Below are 13,572 nucleotides of genomic sequence, written 5' to 3' on the forward strand. Positions count from 1 at the left end.
GGGCATGACAAGGCGCTGTGCGCCTTGCCATGCAGGTGCATCAGCCCTGGTAGCGGTGCACGTTGGACAGGTTCTTGTTCACCTTGGGGTTCTTGCGGTAAATCAGCGCCATCTTGCCGATCACCTGCACGGTCTCGGCATTGCCGGCTTTGCACAGCTCGCTGATAGCGGCCAGGCGATCTTCGCGCTCGATGATGCGTAATTGCACTTTAATCAGTTCATGATCGCTCAGTGCGCGCTCCAGTTCAGCCAGCACACCTTCGGTCAAACCGTTGTCCGCCACGATCAATACAGGCTTCAGGTGGTGGCCGATAGATTTGAATTGTTTCTTCTGCTCTTGAGTGAGCGGCATAATCTGATTCCTGCATTTAATCTGGTAAAAAACGGCGATTAGTTTACCCGAGCGCCTTCGGGGCCGCCCAGATATTCATGCGTTGCACAGTTCGAGGTATTGCGTGGCCCGTTCCAAGACCAGTCAAGGTTGGCTGAAAGAGCATTTCAACGACCCCTACGTGAAAATGGCGCAGAAGGACGGCTATCGTTCGCGCGCCAGCTACAAGCTGCTGGAAATCCAGGAAAAGGACCGCATCCTCAGGCCTGGCATTACTGTAGTCGATCTGGGTGCGGCGCCTGGCGGTTGGTCGCAGGTCACCAGTCGGGTGATCGGCGACAAAGGGCGGCTGATCGCGTCAGATATTCTGGAGATGGACAGCATCCCGGATGTCACCTTCATTCAGGGCGACTTTACTGATGATGGTGTGTTCGCGCAGATCCTCGATGCCATCGGGGATAATCAGGTAGACCTTGTGATTTCAGATATGGCCCCCAATATGAGTGGTGTAAGGGAAGCAGATCAGCCGCGCGCCATGTACCTGTGTGAGCTGGCTCTGGATTTGTCGGCGCGAGTCTTGCGGCCGGGTGGTGATTTTCTGATCAAGATCTTCCAGGGCGAAGGCTTCGATCAGTACCACAAGCAGACGCGTCAGATGTTCGACAAGGTGCAGATGCGCAAGCCGCTCTCTTCGCGAGATCGCTCGCGTGAACAGTATCTGCTGGCGCGTGGTTTCCGCGGCGCCTGATGGCTGCCGTAAAGGTGCGAATTGTTCCGGGGCTTTGCGGTCACAGAACAAATAAAGGGTTACAGACGGCGTCTGCCAGGGGTGGGCGTTGTGTAGTAAGTTAGATCGGTACATAACTGGTCGTCATGCGAAGTGCGCTTCGGCACGGGGCCTGCTTCAGAGGGTAGTTAATTGAACGACATGGCAAAGAATCTGGTCCTGTGGCTGATCATCGCCGCCGTCTTGGTGACGGTGATGAACAATTTCTCCAGCCCGAGTGAGTCGAACAAACTCAACTACTCGGAATTTATCCAGCAGGTTCAAGGCGGTAGCGTCAAGCGCGTGACCGTGGATGGTTTCACCATCAGTGGTACGCGTATCGATGGCTCCTCGTTCGAGACCGTGCGTCCAGCGATTCAGGATAACGGCCTGATCAAGGACCTGATGGACAATAACGTCGAGATCGTCGGCAAGCAGCCTGAACAGCAGAGCATCTGGACTCAGTTGCTGGTGGCCAGCTTCCCGATTCTGGTGATCATCGCCGTGTTTATGTTCTTCATGCGCCAGATGCAGGGCGGCGCTGGTGGCAAGGGCGGGCCGATGAGCTTCGGTAAGTCCAAGGCGCGCCTGCTGTCCGAAGATCAGGTCAAGACCACCTTTGCAGATGTCGCCGGTTGCGACGAAGCCAAGGAAGAAGTCAGCGAGCTGGTTGAATTTCTCCGCGATCCGGGCAAGTTCCAGCGCCTGGGTGGTCGTATCCCCCGTGGCGTGCTGATGGTGGGTTCGCCTGGTACCGGTAAAACACTGTTGGCCAAAGCGGTTGCTGGTGAAGCCAAGGTGCCGTTCTTCACCATCTCTGGTTCCGACTTCGTTGAAATGTTTGTCGGTGTTGGCGCCAGCCGCGTCCGCGATATGTTTGATCAGGCCAAGAAGCATGCGCCGTGCATCATCTTTATCGATGAGATTGACGCCGTTGGTCGCCATCGTGGTGCTGGCATGGGTGGTGGTCACGATGAGCGCGAGCAGACCCTCAACCAGTTGCTGGTAGAGATGGACGGCTTTGAAATGAATGACGGCATCATTGTGATTGCCGCCACCAACCGTCCTGATGTTCTTGATCCTGCCTTGTTGCGCCCAGGTCGTTTTGACCGTCAGGTCGTGGTCGGTCTGCCGGATATCCGTGGTCGTGAGCAGATTCTGAAAGTGCACATGCGCAAAGTGCCGATGGGCGAAGACGTTGCGCCGGCGGTGATTGCGCGCGGTACTCCCGGCTTTTCCGGTGCTGATCTGGCCAACCTGGTCAACGAGGCCTCACTGTTCGCTGCGCGTGCCGGTAAGCGTCTGGTCGAGATGAAGGAGTTCGAGCTGGCTAAAGACAAGATCATGATGGGTGCCGAGCGCAAAACCATGGTCATGTCTGACAAGGAGAAGCTCAACACCGCGTTCCACGAGGCTGGCCATGCCATCGTCGGTCGTCTGGTGCCCGAGCACGATCCGGTTTACAAGGTGTCGATCATTCCGCGTGGTCGTGCCCTGGGCGTGACCATGTTCCTGCCTGAAGAAGACCGTTACAGCCTGAGCAAGCGTGCACTGACCAGCCAGATCTGCTCGCTGTTCGGTGGGCGGATTGCCGAAGAGATGACCTTGGGTTTCGACGGCGTCACCACCGGGGCGTCCAATGACATCATGCGCGCCACCCAATTGGCCAAGAACATGGTCACCAAGTGGGGTTTGTCGGAAAAGCTTGGGCCGCTGATGTATGCCGAAGAGGAGGGTGAAGTTTTCCTTGGGCGTAGCATGGGTAGCCAGGCTAGCAATGTTTCCGGTGAGACGGCCAAGCTGATCGATGAAGAGGTTCGCCGCATCATTGACGAGTGCTACGCCACTGCGAAGAAGTTGCTGGTGGAAAATCGTGACAAGCTTGATGCCATGGCAGAAGCGTTGATGAAGTACGAGACCATTGATGCTGAGCAGATCGACGACATCATGAATGGTCTGGCGCCACGTGAGCCGAAAGGCTGGCAGGGTGGTGACGACAATAACGGCACGCCGACTGCGCCTATTGAGATCGTCGAGTCTGCGGAAAAGCCCATTGGTGGTCCTGCCGCTGAGCATTAAGGTTCTTCATGTCTGTTGTGCCTACCTTTGACCGGCTGCCCTGTGGCAGCCGGTTTCTTGATTTAAGCCGTCCGCAAGTGATGGGCATCCTCAACGTAACCCCTGACTCTTTCTCCGATGGTGGGCGCTACGGCCAGCGTGACGCAGCATTGCGTCATGCTGAGGCAATGCTGCGGGCTGGTGCGACGCTGATCGATGTCGGTGGTGAGTCGACTCGTCCGGGCGCGCGTGCGGTTTCTCCAGTTGAGGAGTTGGAGCGGGTTGCGCCGATTGTTGAGGCCATTGCTGCCGAGTTGGATGTGATTATCTCGGTGGATACCTCGACGCCAGCTGTCATGCGGGAAACAGCCCGTCTGGGGGCGGGGCTTATCAATGATGTGCGTTCGTTACAGCGCGATGGCGCTCTGGATGCGGCGGCCGATACGGGTTTGCCGGTGTGCCTGATGCATATGCACGGTGAGCCAAGCACCATGCAGCAGGATCCTCAGTACGCTGATGTGGTGGTTGAGGTGCGTGATTTTCTGCTTGAGCGCATGGTTGCCTGTGCTGCGGCGGGGATTGTTGCTGAGCGGATTATTCTTGATCCGGGTTTTGGCTTTGCGAAAACCCTGGCGCACAACCTGTCGTTATTCAAGCATCTCAAGACTTTACATGCGCTGGGTCGTCCTCTGCTGGTAGGGGCTTCGCGTAAAAGCATGATTGGCAAAGTATTGGGTCATGAAGTTGGCGAGCGCTTATATGGCAGTCTGGCGCTGGCTGCTCTGGCTGTCAGTAAGGGAGCCCACATCCTGCGCGTGCATGATGTGGCGGAAACGGTTGATGTGGTGCGCATGATCGCCGCAGTTGAAGCAGCAGAATAAGTTAGAGGGATTGGCGGGATGGCTAGAAAATATTTTGGTACTGACGGGATTCGTGGGCGAGTGGGTGATTTCCCGATCACGCCGGATTTTATGCTCAAGCTCGGCTGGGCGGCCGGCATGGCATTCCGCAAGCAAGGCAAGTGCCGCATCCTGATCGGTAAAGACACGCGTATTTCCGGCTATATGTTTGAGTCGGCTCTTGAGGCGGGTCTGTCTGCGGCGGGTGCCGATGTGATGCTGCTGGGGCCGATGCCAACGCCAGCCATCGCCTACCTGACTCGCACTTTTCATGCAGAGGCCGGTATCGTCATCAGTGCTTCGCACAACCCGCACCATGACAATGGCATCAAGTTCTTCTCGGGTCAGGGCACCAAGCTGCCGGACGAAATCGAGTTGATGATCGAAGAGTTACTGGATCAGCCGATGACCGTGGTCGAGTCCGAGCAGTTAGGCAAGGTCTCGCGAATCAACGATGCTGCTGGGCGCTATATCGAATTCTGCAAGAGCAGTGTGCCAAGCAGCACCGACTTCGCCGGGCTGAAGATCGTCATCGATTGCGCTCATGGTGCCGCGTACAAGGTGGCGCCAAGCGTATTCCGCGAGTTGGGTGCGCATGTCACTGTGCTGTCGGCGCAGCCAAACGGCCTGAATATCAATGACAACTGTGGCTCGACGCATATCGAAGCGCTGCAGGCTGAGGTGCTGGCGCAGCAGGCTGATCTGGGCATTGCTTTCGATGGCGATGCGGATCGCGTGTTGATGGTCGATCATTCCGGCGCCCTTGTGGATGGCGATGAGTTGCTGTTCATCATTGCTCGCGATCTGCTGGAACGTGGCAAGCTGCAGGGCGGCGTGGTCGGCACGCTGATGAGTAATCTGGGGCTTGAGCTGGCTCTGGCCGATCTGGGTATTCCCTTTGCTCGGGCCAAGGTCGGTGATCGTTATGTGATCGCCGAGTTGCTGGCGCGTAATTGGCAATTGGGCGGCGAAAACTCCGGGCATCTGTTGTGTCTGCAGCACACCACCACGGGTGATGCGATCATCGCTGCGTTGCAGGTGCTGATGGCGCTCAAGCGCCGTGGGCAGACGCTAGGTGAGGCGCGACTGGGTATGCAGAAGTGTCCGCAGGTGCTGGTTAACGTGCGTTTTGCTGGAGGCGTCGATCCGCTGGAGCATCCTGTTGTGCAGGAAGCCAGTGCCCGTGTGACCGAGCAGATGGCGGGGCGGGGTCGTGTGTTGTTGCGCAAATCGGGTACCGAGCCCTTGGTGCGTGTCATGGTTGAGGGTGATGATGAAAGCCTGGTTCGCGGCTATGCCGATGAATTAGCTAAAATTGTTGCTGATGTATGTGCTTGATTCGGCTTGCCAGTCGGTAAGCTGTTGGGTAAAATCTGCGCCCTCTTTGACCGACGAGGTAAAGCATGCGTCGCCCAATGGTTGCTGGTAACTGGAAAATGCACGGTACCCGCGCCAGCGTCGCAGAGCTGATCAACGGTCTCAACCAGCAGGCTTTGCCTGCTGGTGTAGATGTTGCGGTTTTTCCCTCTTGCCTGCATATAGCCCAAGTTGTTGATGGTCTGGTCGGCAAGGTTGTTGCGGTCGGTGCGCAAGATTGTTCGACTGAAGCGCAGCAAGGTGCTTTGACGGGTGAAGTGGCAGCAAGCCAATTGGCGGATGCGCGTTGCTCGATGGTGTTGATTGGTCACTCTGAGCGCAGGTCGTTGCTGGCTGAGGGTGATGAGGTTGTGACGCGCAAGTTTGCTGCGGCGCAATCTGCTGGGCTCTTGCCTGTGCTTTGTGTGGGGGAAACCCTTGCTGAGCGTGAGGCAGGTCAAACCCTTGATGTGGTTGCGGCGCAGTTGGCGGCAGTGACTGACAGACTGGGTGTTGATGTGTTTGCCGATGCGGTCATTGCCTATGAGCCGGTTTGGGCGATAGGCACTGGATTGACTGCGTCGCCTGAGCAGGCTCAGGAAGTTCATGCGGCGATTCGTGCGCAGCTGGCGGCGAAAAGTGCTGAGTTGGCTGGAAAAGTAAGAATTCTTTATGGTGGCAGTGTTAAGGCCGCCAGTGCTGCCGAGTTGTTCGGTATGCCGGATATCGATGGGGGGCTTGTGGGTGGAGCCTCTCTGAATGCGGATGAGTTCGGTGCGATTTGTCGCGCCGCAGGAAGCTAAGAAAATGCTGGAAACAGTTATCGTTGTTCTTCATCTGCTGGGTGCCATTGGTGTTGTTGCGCTGGTTTTGCTGCAGCAAGGCAAGGGTGCCGACGCGGGTGCGTCTTTTGGTTCGGGTGCTTCGGCAACTGTATTCGGAAGCCAAGGTTCCTCTACCTTTTTGAGTCGAGTTACTGCTATACTTGCCACCGCTTTTTTCATGACTAGCTTGGGTTTAGCGTTCTTTGCTAAAGACAAAGCTGATGGTATGGCTCAGGTTGGTTTGCCTGATCCAGCAGTCTTGGAAGTACAACAGGCTAAGCCAGCTGTTGAAGATGTGCCTGTTCTGGATGCAGCTAAGCCGGCTAATGAAGCGGCAGACGTACCTCAGGCTCCTGAGCAGCAGTAAGTAGCAACACGCGTTACGCAACAAACGATTTTGCCGAGGTGGTGGAATTGGTAGACACGCTACCTTGAGGTGGTAGTGGCCATAGGCTGTAGGGGTTCGAGTCCCCTCCTCGGTACCAATTTTCAGAAAGGCCCGCTCGATGCGGGCCTTTTTGTTGCTGGAGTGTCGATTGACCCTTGGCTGGGTTAAGTCGTATAATCCGGCCCCAGCTTTGATGTGGGATTGAGCAGTAAAGTCGCTCCTCGGATGTGAGTCCGTTGCTGGCTGGGTTAAACCAGCCCCCGCATTGAGTTGCAGAGGAGCCCCTTTTAAGGGGCTTTTTGCTAGCTGGGCGACAGCTTTGCCGGCCTTTAGAGGGCGGTTTGATGATGGGCGATTCGCCCATTTTTTATTTTTACAGCATGCGCGAGGGGTTCAGGTGTCGAGCAAGCTAGAACAGTTGCAGGCCTTGGTGGCCCCGGTAGTCGAGGCTCTTGGCTACCAATGTTGGGGTGTCGAGTTCCTGTCACAAGGGCGGCATTCTCTGCTGCGAATTTATATTGATAAGCAGCCTGACGGCGTAGTGATCGAAGACTGTGAAATTGTCAGTCGGCAGATCAGTGGTGTGCTCGATGTAGAGGACCCGATCAGCGCCGAGTACACCCTTGAGGTGTCATCGCCAGGCATGGATAGGCCACTGTTCACCCTCGAACAGTTCGCCAGCCATGTTGGTGAGCAGGTCAAGATCAAGCTGCGTTCGCCTTTTGAAGGGCGACGCAACTTCCAGGGCCTTCTGCGCGGTGTGGAAGAGCAGGATGTGGTAGTGCAGGTGGATGACCACGAGTTCCTGTTGCCGATCGACATGATCGACAAGGCCAACATTATCCCCAGATTTGATTGAGACGCGGATCCCGCGCAAGTGGCGCGGATAGCGCGGATCCAATGGATTGCGAAAGGCGAGGCGTACGATGAGCAAAGAAGTACTGCTGGTTGTTGAGTCGGTGTCCAACGAAAAGGGCGTACCGGCGGGCGTAATTTTTGAGGCGCTGGAGCTGGCTTTGGCCACTGCTACGAAAAAGCGTTTTGAGGACGAAGTCGAGTTGCGTGTGGTGATCAACCGCCACAACGGAAGCTACGAAACTTTCCGCTGCTGGACGGTGGTGGAAGAAAGTGACTTTGATGATCCTGCGCACCAGGTCACCACAGACATGCCGCGTGCAGTTGAAGCTAACGCCAAAGTTGGCGATGTGCTGGAAGAGAAGATCGAATCCATCGAATTCGGCCGCATTGCTGCGCAAACCGCCAAGCAGGTGATTGTGCAGAAGGTTCGCGAAGCTGAGCGTGCTCAGGTGGTTGAAGCCTATCGCGAGCGTCTGGGTGAAATCATCTCCGGCACCGTGAAGAAAGTGACCCGCGACAGCGTCATCGTTGACCTGGGTAACAATGCTGAAGCAATGCTGGCTCGTGAAGACATCATCTCTCGCGAAACCTTCCGCGTCGGTGTGCGTCTGCGCGCACTGCTCAAGGAAATCCGTACCGAGAACCGCGGCCCACAGCTGATTCTGTCGCGCACTGCGCCAGAAATGCTGATTGAACTGTTCCGCATCGAAGTGCCGGAAATCGCTGAAGAACTGATCGAAGTCATGGGCGCATCCCGCGACCCGGGTTCGCGCGCCAAGCTGGCCGTGCGTTCCAAGGACAAACGTATCGATCCGCAAGGTGCCTGTATCGGCATGCGTGGTTCGCGCGTGCAGGCGGTATCCGGCGAGTTGGCCGGTGAGCGTGTCGATATCGTGCTGTGGGACGACAACCCCGCGCAGTTCGTGATCAACGCCATGTCGCCGGCCGAAGTGGCCGCCATCATTGTCGACGAAGATGCCCATGCCATGGATATCGCCGTTGGTGCAGACAACCTTGCTCAGGCCATTGGCCGCGGCGGTCAGAACGTGCGTCTGGCCAGTCAGCTGACTGGTTGGACCCTCAACGTAATGACCGAGGCGGACATTCAGGCCAAACAGCAGGCGGAAACAGGCGACATCTTGCAGCGCTTTATCGACGAGCTGGAAGTCGACGAAGAACTGGCTCAGGTGTTGGTCGAAGAGGGCTTCACCAGCCTTGAAGAAATTGCCTACGTACCGATGGAAGAGATGCTCAGCATCGATGGCTTCGACGAGGATATCGTCAACGAGCTCCGCGCTCGCGCCAAAGATCGCTTGCTGACCAAAGCCATTGCCAACGAGGAAAAGCTGGCAGATGCCCACCCAGCCGAAGACTTGCTCTCGCTTGAGGGGATGGATAAGGCGCTTGCGCATGAACTGGCAGTGCGCGGCGTTATTAACCGCGAAGACCTGGCCGAGCAGTCGATTGATGACCTGCTCGACATCGACGGTATCGACGCTGAGCGAGCCGGCAAGTTGATCATGGCCGCCCGAGCCCATTGGTTCGAGTAAGCAGTTGCGGCCTGAGGAGAGAAATGCATGACGCAAGTCACGGTTAAAGAACTGGCCCAAGTGGTCAATACGCCGGTTGAACGCCTGCTGCAGCAAATGAGTGAGGCTGGTTTGCCGCACAAAAGCGCCGAGCAAGCAGTAACCGACAGTGAGAAGCAAGCCCTGTTGGCTTATCTCAAGAGCAGTCACGGCGAGAAAGTGGAAGAGCCGCGCAAGATCACCTTGCAGCGCAAAACCACCAGCACCCTGCGTGTTGCCGGTAGCAAAACCATCAGCGTTGAAGTGCGTAAGAAGAAAACCTTCGTTAAGCGCAGCGCCGAAGAAATTGAAGCAGAGAAGCAGCGTGAACTGGCTGAGCAGCGTGCTGTTGCTGAAGCGGCGCGTCTGAAGGCGGAAGAAGAAGCCAAGCAGCGCGCTGCTGAGGACGCGCAGCGTGCGGCCGCAGCGCCTGCTGCTGTTGAGGCGCCTGTTGAAGCTGCTCCGGCTGTCGAAATCGAGCTGCCAGTGGTTGCTGCACCGGTTGTCGAAGAACGCAAAAAAGACGAGCCACGTCGTCCCGACAAGGCGCGTAATGATGATGCCGACCGTCGTGGCGGTGAGCGCAAGACCACCCAGCATCGTCCGACCGTCAAAGAGAAGGCACCGGCACCGCGCGTTGCTCCGCGTACCATTGATGAGGAAAGCGATGGCTTCCGTCGCGGTGGTCGTGGCAAGGCTAAGCTGAAGAAACGTAACCAGCACGGTTTCCAGAGCCCGACTGGGCCAATCGTGCGTGACGTGAAGATCGGCGAAACCATCACTGTGGGCGATCTCGCTCAGCAGATGTCGGTCAAGGCTGCTGAAATCATCAAGTTCATGTTCAAACTGGGTACCCCGGCGACCATCAACCAGGTGCTGGATCAGGAAACTGCCCAGCTGGTTGCTGAAGAGCTCGGCCACAAGGTCACCCTGATCAGCGATACAGCACTGGAAGACTCCCTGGCAGAGTCGCTGAAGTTCGAAGGCGAGACCTTTGCCCGTGCGCCGGTTGTGACCGTAATGGGTCACGTTGACCACGGTAAGACTTCGCTGCTCGACTACATTCGTCGCGCCAAGGTGGCGGCTGGTGAAGCTGGCGGCATTACCCAGCACATCGGTGCCTACCACGTAGAAACCGAGCGCGGCATGGTCACCTTCCTCGATACCCCAGGCCACGCCGCGTTTACCGCCATGCGTGCCCGTGGTGCCAAGGCGACTGACATCGTAATTCTGGTGGTTGCTGCTGACGATGGCGTGATGCCGCAGACCATTGAAGCCGTTCAGCATGCTCAGGCAGCTGGCGTGCCGCTGGTGGTGGCAGTGAACAAGATCGACAAGCCGGGTGCTGACCTTGATCGCATCCGTAGTGAACTGTCGGTACACAACGTGACCTCGGAAGAGTGGGGCGGTGATACGCCGTTCGTACCTGTGTCGGCGAAAGTCGGTACCGGCGTCGACGAGCTGCTCGAAGCCGTACTGCTGCAGGCTGAGATCCTCGAACTGAAAGCTACTCCGTCGGCTCCTGGCCGTGGTGTGGTGGTTGAATCGCGTCTCGACAAAGGCCGTGGCCCGGTAGCGACCGTACTGGTTCAGGACGGTACCCTGCGTCAAGGCGACATGGTCCTGATCGGCTCGAACTACGGCCGTATCCGCGCCATGCTCGACGAGAACGGCAAGCCGATCAAAGAAGCAGGCCCGTCGATCCCGGTCGAGATTCTCGGCCTGGACGGCACTCCAGATGCTGGCGACGACATGAGCGTGCTGGCTGACGAGAAGAAAGCCCGTGAAGTCGCACTGTTCCGTCAAGGCAAGTTCCGCGAAGTGAAACTGGCCCGTGCGCACGCCGGCAAGCTGGAAAACATCTTCGAGAACATGGGCCAGGAAGAGAAGAAGACGCTCAACATCGTCCTCAAATCCGACGTCCGTGGTTCGCTGGAAGCGCTGCAAGGCTCGCTCAGCGGCCTGGGTAACGATGAAGTGCAAGTGCGTGTGGTCGGTGGCGGCGTCGGTGGTATCACCGAATCCGATGCCAACCTGGCGCTGGCCTCCAACGCTGTACTGTTCGGTTTCAACGTGCGTGCCGATGCCGGCGCGCGCAAGATCGTCGAGCAGGAAGGTCTGGATATGCGTTACTACAACGTGATCTACGACATCATCGAGGACGTCAAGAAAGCCCTGACCGGCATGCTCGGCAGCGATGTTCGCGAGAACATCCTGGGTATTGCCGAAGTGCGTGATGTGTTCCGTTCGCCGAAGTTCGGTGCGATTGCCGGTTGTATGGTGGTCGAGGGTACGGTTTACCGTAACCGCCCGATCCGCGTACTGCGCGACGACGTGGTGATCTTCGAAGGCGAGCTGGAATCCCTGCGCCGCTTCAAAGACGATGCTTCCGAAGTGCGTAATGGCATGGAGTGCGGTATCGGCGTGAAGAGCTACAACGACGTCAAGGTCGGCGACAAGATCGAAGTGTTCGAGAAAGTCCAAGTGGCTCGTAGCCTGTAAGCACGAGTTGCAACATGCAGCGCCCGGCCCCGCTTTTGCGCGGCCGGGCGTTTGCCGCTTTTAGGTCCGCTGCTTTTTGCGGCAGCGTGGCGAGTGAAGGTAGTACAAATGGCCAAAGAATTCAGCCGGGCTCAACGCATCGGCGACCAGATACAGCGCGAGTTGGCGCAGTTGATCCGCATGGAAGTCAAAGACCCGCGCCTGGGTGGTTTGGTGACCATCACCGCTGTGGACGTCAGCCGTGACTCCAGCCATGCCAAGGTGTACGTCACCGTTATGGGGGGTGAGTCGCAGGAAGGTGTGGACAGCGTGGCGCAGAGCATCAAGGTGCTTAACGATGCCAGCGGCTTTTTGCGTATGCAGTTGGGTCGCGCAATGAAGCTGCGCAGCGTACCGCACCTGCGCTTCCACTATGACGAGAGCGTGATTCGCGGTGCGCAGCTGTCGGCACTGATCGAGCGTGCCGTCAGCGAAGACCGTCAGCATGACGATGCACCCACCGAGGCCAAGGAGTAAGCGCGTGGCTCAGGTCAAACGTATTCGTCGTGCCGTCGACGGCATCATTCTGCTGGATAAGCCCAAGGGCTTTAGCTCCAACGCCGCATTGCAGAAGGTGCGCTGGTTGCTCAATGCCGAGAAGGCTGGGCACACCGGTAGCCTTGATCCGCTGGCCACCGGCGTGCTGCCGCTGTGCTTCGGTGAAGCGACCAAGTTCTCCCAGTACCTGCTGGATGCTGACAAGGGCTATGAGACCCTGATGCAACTGGGCATCACCACCACCACCGCCGATGCTGAAGGCGAGGTGCTGGAGCGTCGTCCGGTGACCGTTGGTCGCGCCGATATCGAAGCGCTGCTGCCACAATTTCGTGGTGAAATCAGCCAGATACCGCCGATGTACTCGGCGCTCAAGCGTGATGGCCAACCGCTTTACAAGCTTGCCCGTGCTGGCGAAGTAGTGGAGCGCGAGCCGCGTTCTGTTACTATTGCGCGCCTGGAATTACTGGACTGCGAGGCGGAGCAAGCGCGCCTGGCGGTTGACTGCAGCAAAGGCACCTATATTCGCACCCTGGTCGAGGACATTGGCCACCTGTTGGGTTGCGGTGCACATGTTGCAGAGCTGCGTAGAACCAAAGCGGGTCCCTTCGATCTGAGCCGCACCGTAACGCTCGAAGAGCTGGAGCGGGTGCACGCTGAAGGTGGCAACGAAGCGGTTGATCAGTTCCTGCAACCGGTCGACAGCGGCTTGCAACATTGGCCATTGCTGCAGTTTTCCGAGCACAGTTCGTTCTACTGGCTGCAAGGTCAGCCGGTACGTGCCCCGGAAGCGCCGAAGTTCGGCATGGTTCGGGTGCAAGATCACAACGGTCGCTTTATCGGTATCGGTGAAGTGAGCGAAGACGGGCGTATTGCGCCGCGTCGATTGATTTCAACCAAGGCCTAGCCTGGGTTGCTGCTGCAGGCTTCTGGCCTGTGGTGCTGGATTCGGTCAGTAAGACCGTAGCGCAGGCAGGGGTTTCGGCTCTGGTCTGCGTGTATCGAGGGTGGCTGTTAATAGGCGCGGTCATACCTCATTTTAAAAACACGGGAAGCGATTCCTGGCCTATTGCGACTGTTTCGGCAGTTGCCTAACTGAGAGGATTGCCCCATGGCACTCAGCGTTGAAGAAAAAGCCCAGATCGTTAACGACTACAAGCAAGCTGAAGGCGACACCGGTAGCCCGGAAGTGCAAGTTGCACTGCTGTCCGCCAACATCAACAAGCTGCAAGGCCACTTCAAGGCCAACGGTAAAGATCACCACAGCCGTCGTGGTCTGATCCGTATGGTTAACCAGCGTCGTAAGCTGCTGGACTACCTGAAGGGTAAAGACACCAGTCGTTACAGCGCCCTGATCGGTCGCCTGGGTCTGCGTCGCTAAGCAATGCTTACGCGTAGCTGACTGCCGAAGCTGGAAGTGGGGTTTACCCTGCTTCCAGCTTTTGCTTTTCTGCTTTGGCTGTTTTGGACGATAGCGGGTCCGATTCC

Annotated in this window: 13 protein-coding genes and 1 tRNA gene; 13 read left to right on the forward strand and 1 reads right to left on the reverse strand. The window is 57.4% G+C overall.

Features of this window, described 5'->3' with window-relative positions; translation table 11 throughout:
* Positions 1-40: 40 nt before the first annotated feature.
* Positions 41-352, reverse strand: a complete 312-nt coding sequence (gene yhbY / locus IOD17_RS18190) for a ribosome assembly RNA-binding protein YhbY (RefSeq protein WP_233686440.1) — start codon at positions 350-352, stop codon at positions 41-43.
* Positions 353-455: 103 nt separating this feature from the next.
* Here yhbY and rlmE point away from each other — a divergent pair, with 103 nt between their 5' ends.
* The 13 genes from rlmE (at position 456) to rpsO (ending at position 13,465) form a co-directional block, all read left to right on the forward strand.
* Positions 456-1,079 carry a 23S rRNA (uridine(2552)-2'-O)-methyltransferase RlmE gene (rlmE, locus tag IOD17_RS18195; RefSeq protein WP_233686441.1) on the forward strand — a complete coding sequence of 208 codons (624 nt, stop codon included), beginning with the start codon at positions 456-458 and terminating at the stop codon, positions 1,077-1,079.
* Between the two features lie 180 nt (positions 1,080-1,259).
* Entirely contained in the window at positions 1,260-3,176 is a 1,917-nt protein-coding gene (ftsH, locus tag IOD17_RS18200) for an ATP-dependent zinc metalloprotease FtsH (RefSeq protein WP_233686442.1), read from the forward strand.
* An 8-nt stretch (positions 3,177-3,184) separates the two neighbouring features.
* Positions 3,185-4,036, forward strand: coding sequence for a dihydropteroate synthase (gene folP / locus IOD17_RS18205; protein WP_233686443.1), 852 nt, complete (start codon positions 3,185-3,187; stop codon positions 4,034-4,036).
* Between the two features lie 18 nt (positions 4,037-4,054).
* Positions 4,055-5,392: a phosphoglucosamine mutase gene (gene glmM, locus IOD17_RS18210; RefSeq protein ID WP_233686444.1), complete on the forward strand. Its 1,338-nt coding sequence runs from the start codon at positions 4,055-4,057 to the stop codon at positions 5,390-5,392.
* 65 nt (positions 5,393-5,457) lie between these two features.
* Positions 5,458-6,213, forward strand: a complete 756-nt coding sequence (tpiA, locus tag IOD17_RS18215) for a triose-phosphate isomerase (RefSeq protein ID WP_233686445.1) — start codon at positions 5,458-5,460, stop codon at positions 6,211-6,213.
* A gap of 4 nt (positions 6,214-6,217) precedes the next feature.
* Positions 6,218-6,601: a preprotein translocase subunit SecG gene (gene secG / locus IOD17_RS18220; RefSeq protein WP_233686446.1), complete on the forward strand. Its 384-nt coding sequence runs from the start codon at positions 6,218-6,220 to the stop codon at positions 6,599-6,601.
* A gap of 32 nt (positions 6,602-6,633) precedes the next feature.
* Positions 6,634-6,719, forward strand: a tRNA-Leu gene (locus tag IOD17_RS18225).
* A gap of 300 nt (positions 6,720-7,019) precedes the next feature.
* The gene (rimP, locus tag IOD17_RS18230; protein WP_233686447.1) at positions 7,020-7,481 is read left to right on the forward strand and encodes a ribosome maturation factor RimP; all 462 of its coding nucleotides are present in this window, start codon (positions 7,020-7,022) and stop codon (positions 7,479-7,481) included.
* Positions 7,482-7,548: 67 nt separating this feature from the next.
* Positions 7,549-9,030 (forward strand): transcription termination factor NusA, encoded by a 1,482-nt coding sequence (gene nusA, locus IOD17_RS18235; RefSeq protein ID WP_233686448.1) that lies wholly within the window; start codon positions 7,549-7,551, stop codon positions 9,028-9,030.
* A gap of 27 nt (positions 9,031-9,057) precedes the next feature.
* Positions 9,058-11,550: a translation initiation factor IF-2 gene (infB, locus tag IOD17_RS18240; protein ID WP_233686449.1), complete on the forward strand. Its 2,493-nt coding sequence runs from the start codon at positions 9,058-9,060 to the stop codon at positions 11,548-11,550.
* 108 nt (positions 11,551-11,658) lie between these two features.
* Positions 11,659-12,066, forward strand: a complete 408-nt coding sequence (gene rbfA, locus IOD17_RS18245; protein WP_233686450.1) for a 30S ribosome-binding factor RbfA — start codon at positions 11,659-11,661, stop codon at positions 12,064-12,066.
* 4 nt (positions 12,067-12,070) lie between these two features.
* Positions 12,071-12,991: a tRNA pseudouridine(55) synthase TruB gene (gene truB / locus IOD17_RS18250; RefSeq protein ID WP_233686451.1), complete on the forward strand. Its 921-nt coding sequence runs from the start codon at positions 12,071-12,073 to the stop codon at positions 12,989-12,991.
* Positions 12,992-13,195: 204 nt separating this feature from the next.
* The gene (rpsO, locus tag IOD17_RS18255) at positions 13,196-13,465 is read left to right on the forward strand and encodes a 30S ribosomal protein S15 (RefSeq protein WP_042554902.1); all 270 of its coding nucleotides are present in this window, start codon (positions 13,196-13,198) and stop codon (positions 13,463-13,465) included.
* The last annotated feature ends 107 nt before the right edge of the window (positions 13,466-13,572 follow it).

The organism is Pseudomonas anguilliseptica, assembly GCF_021375795.1.
GTDB classification, from domain to species: Bacteria; Pseudomonadota; Gammaproteobacteria; order Pseudomonadales; family Pseudomonadaceae; genus Aquipseudomonas; species Aquipseudomonas anguilliseptica_A.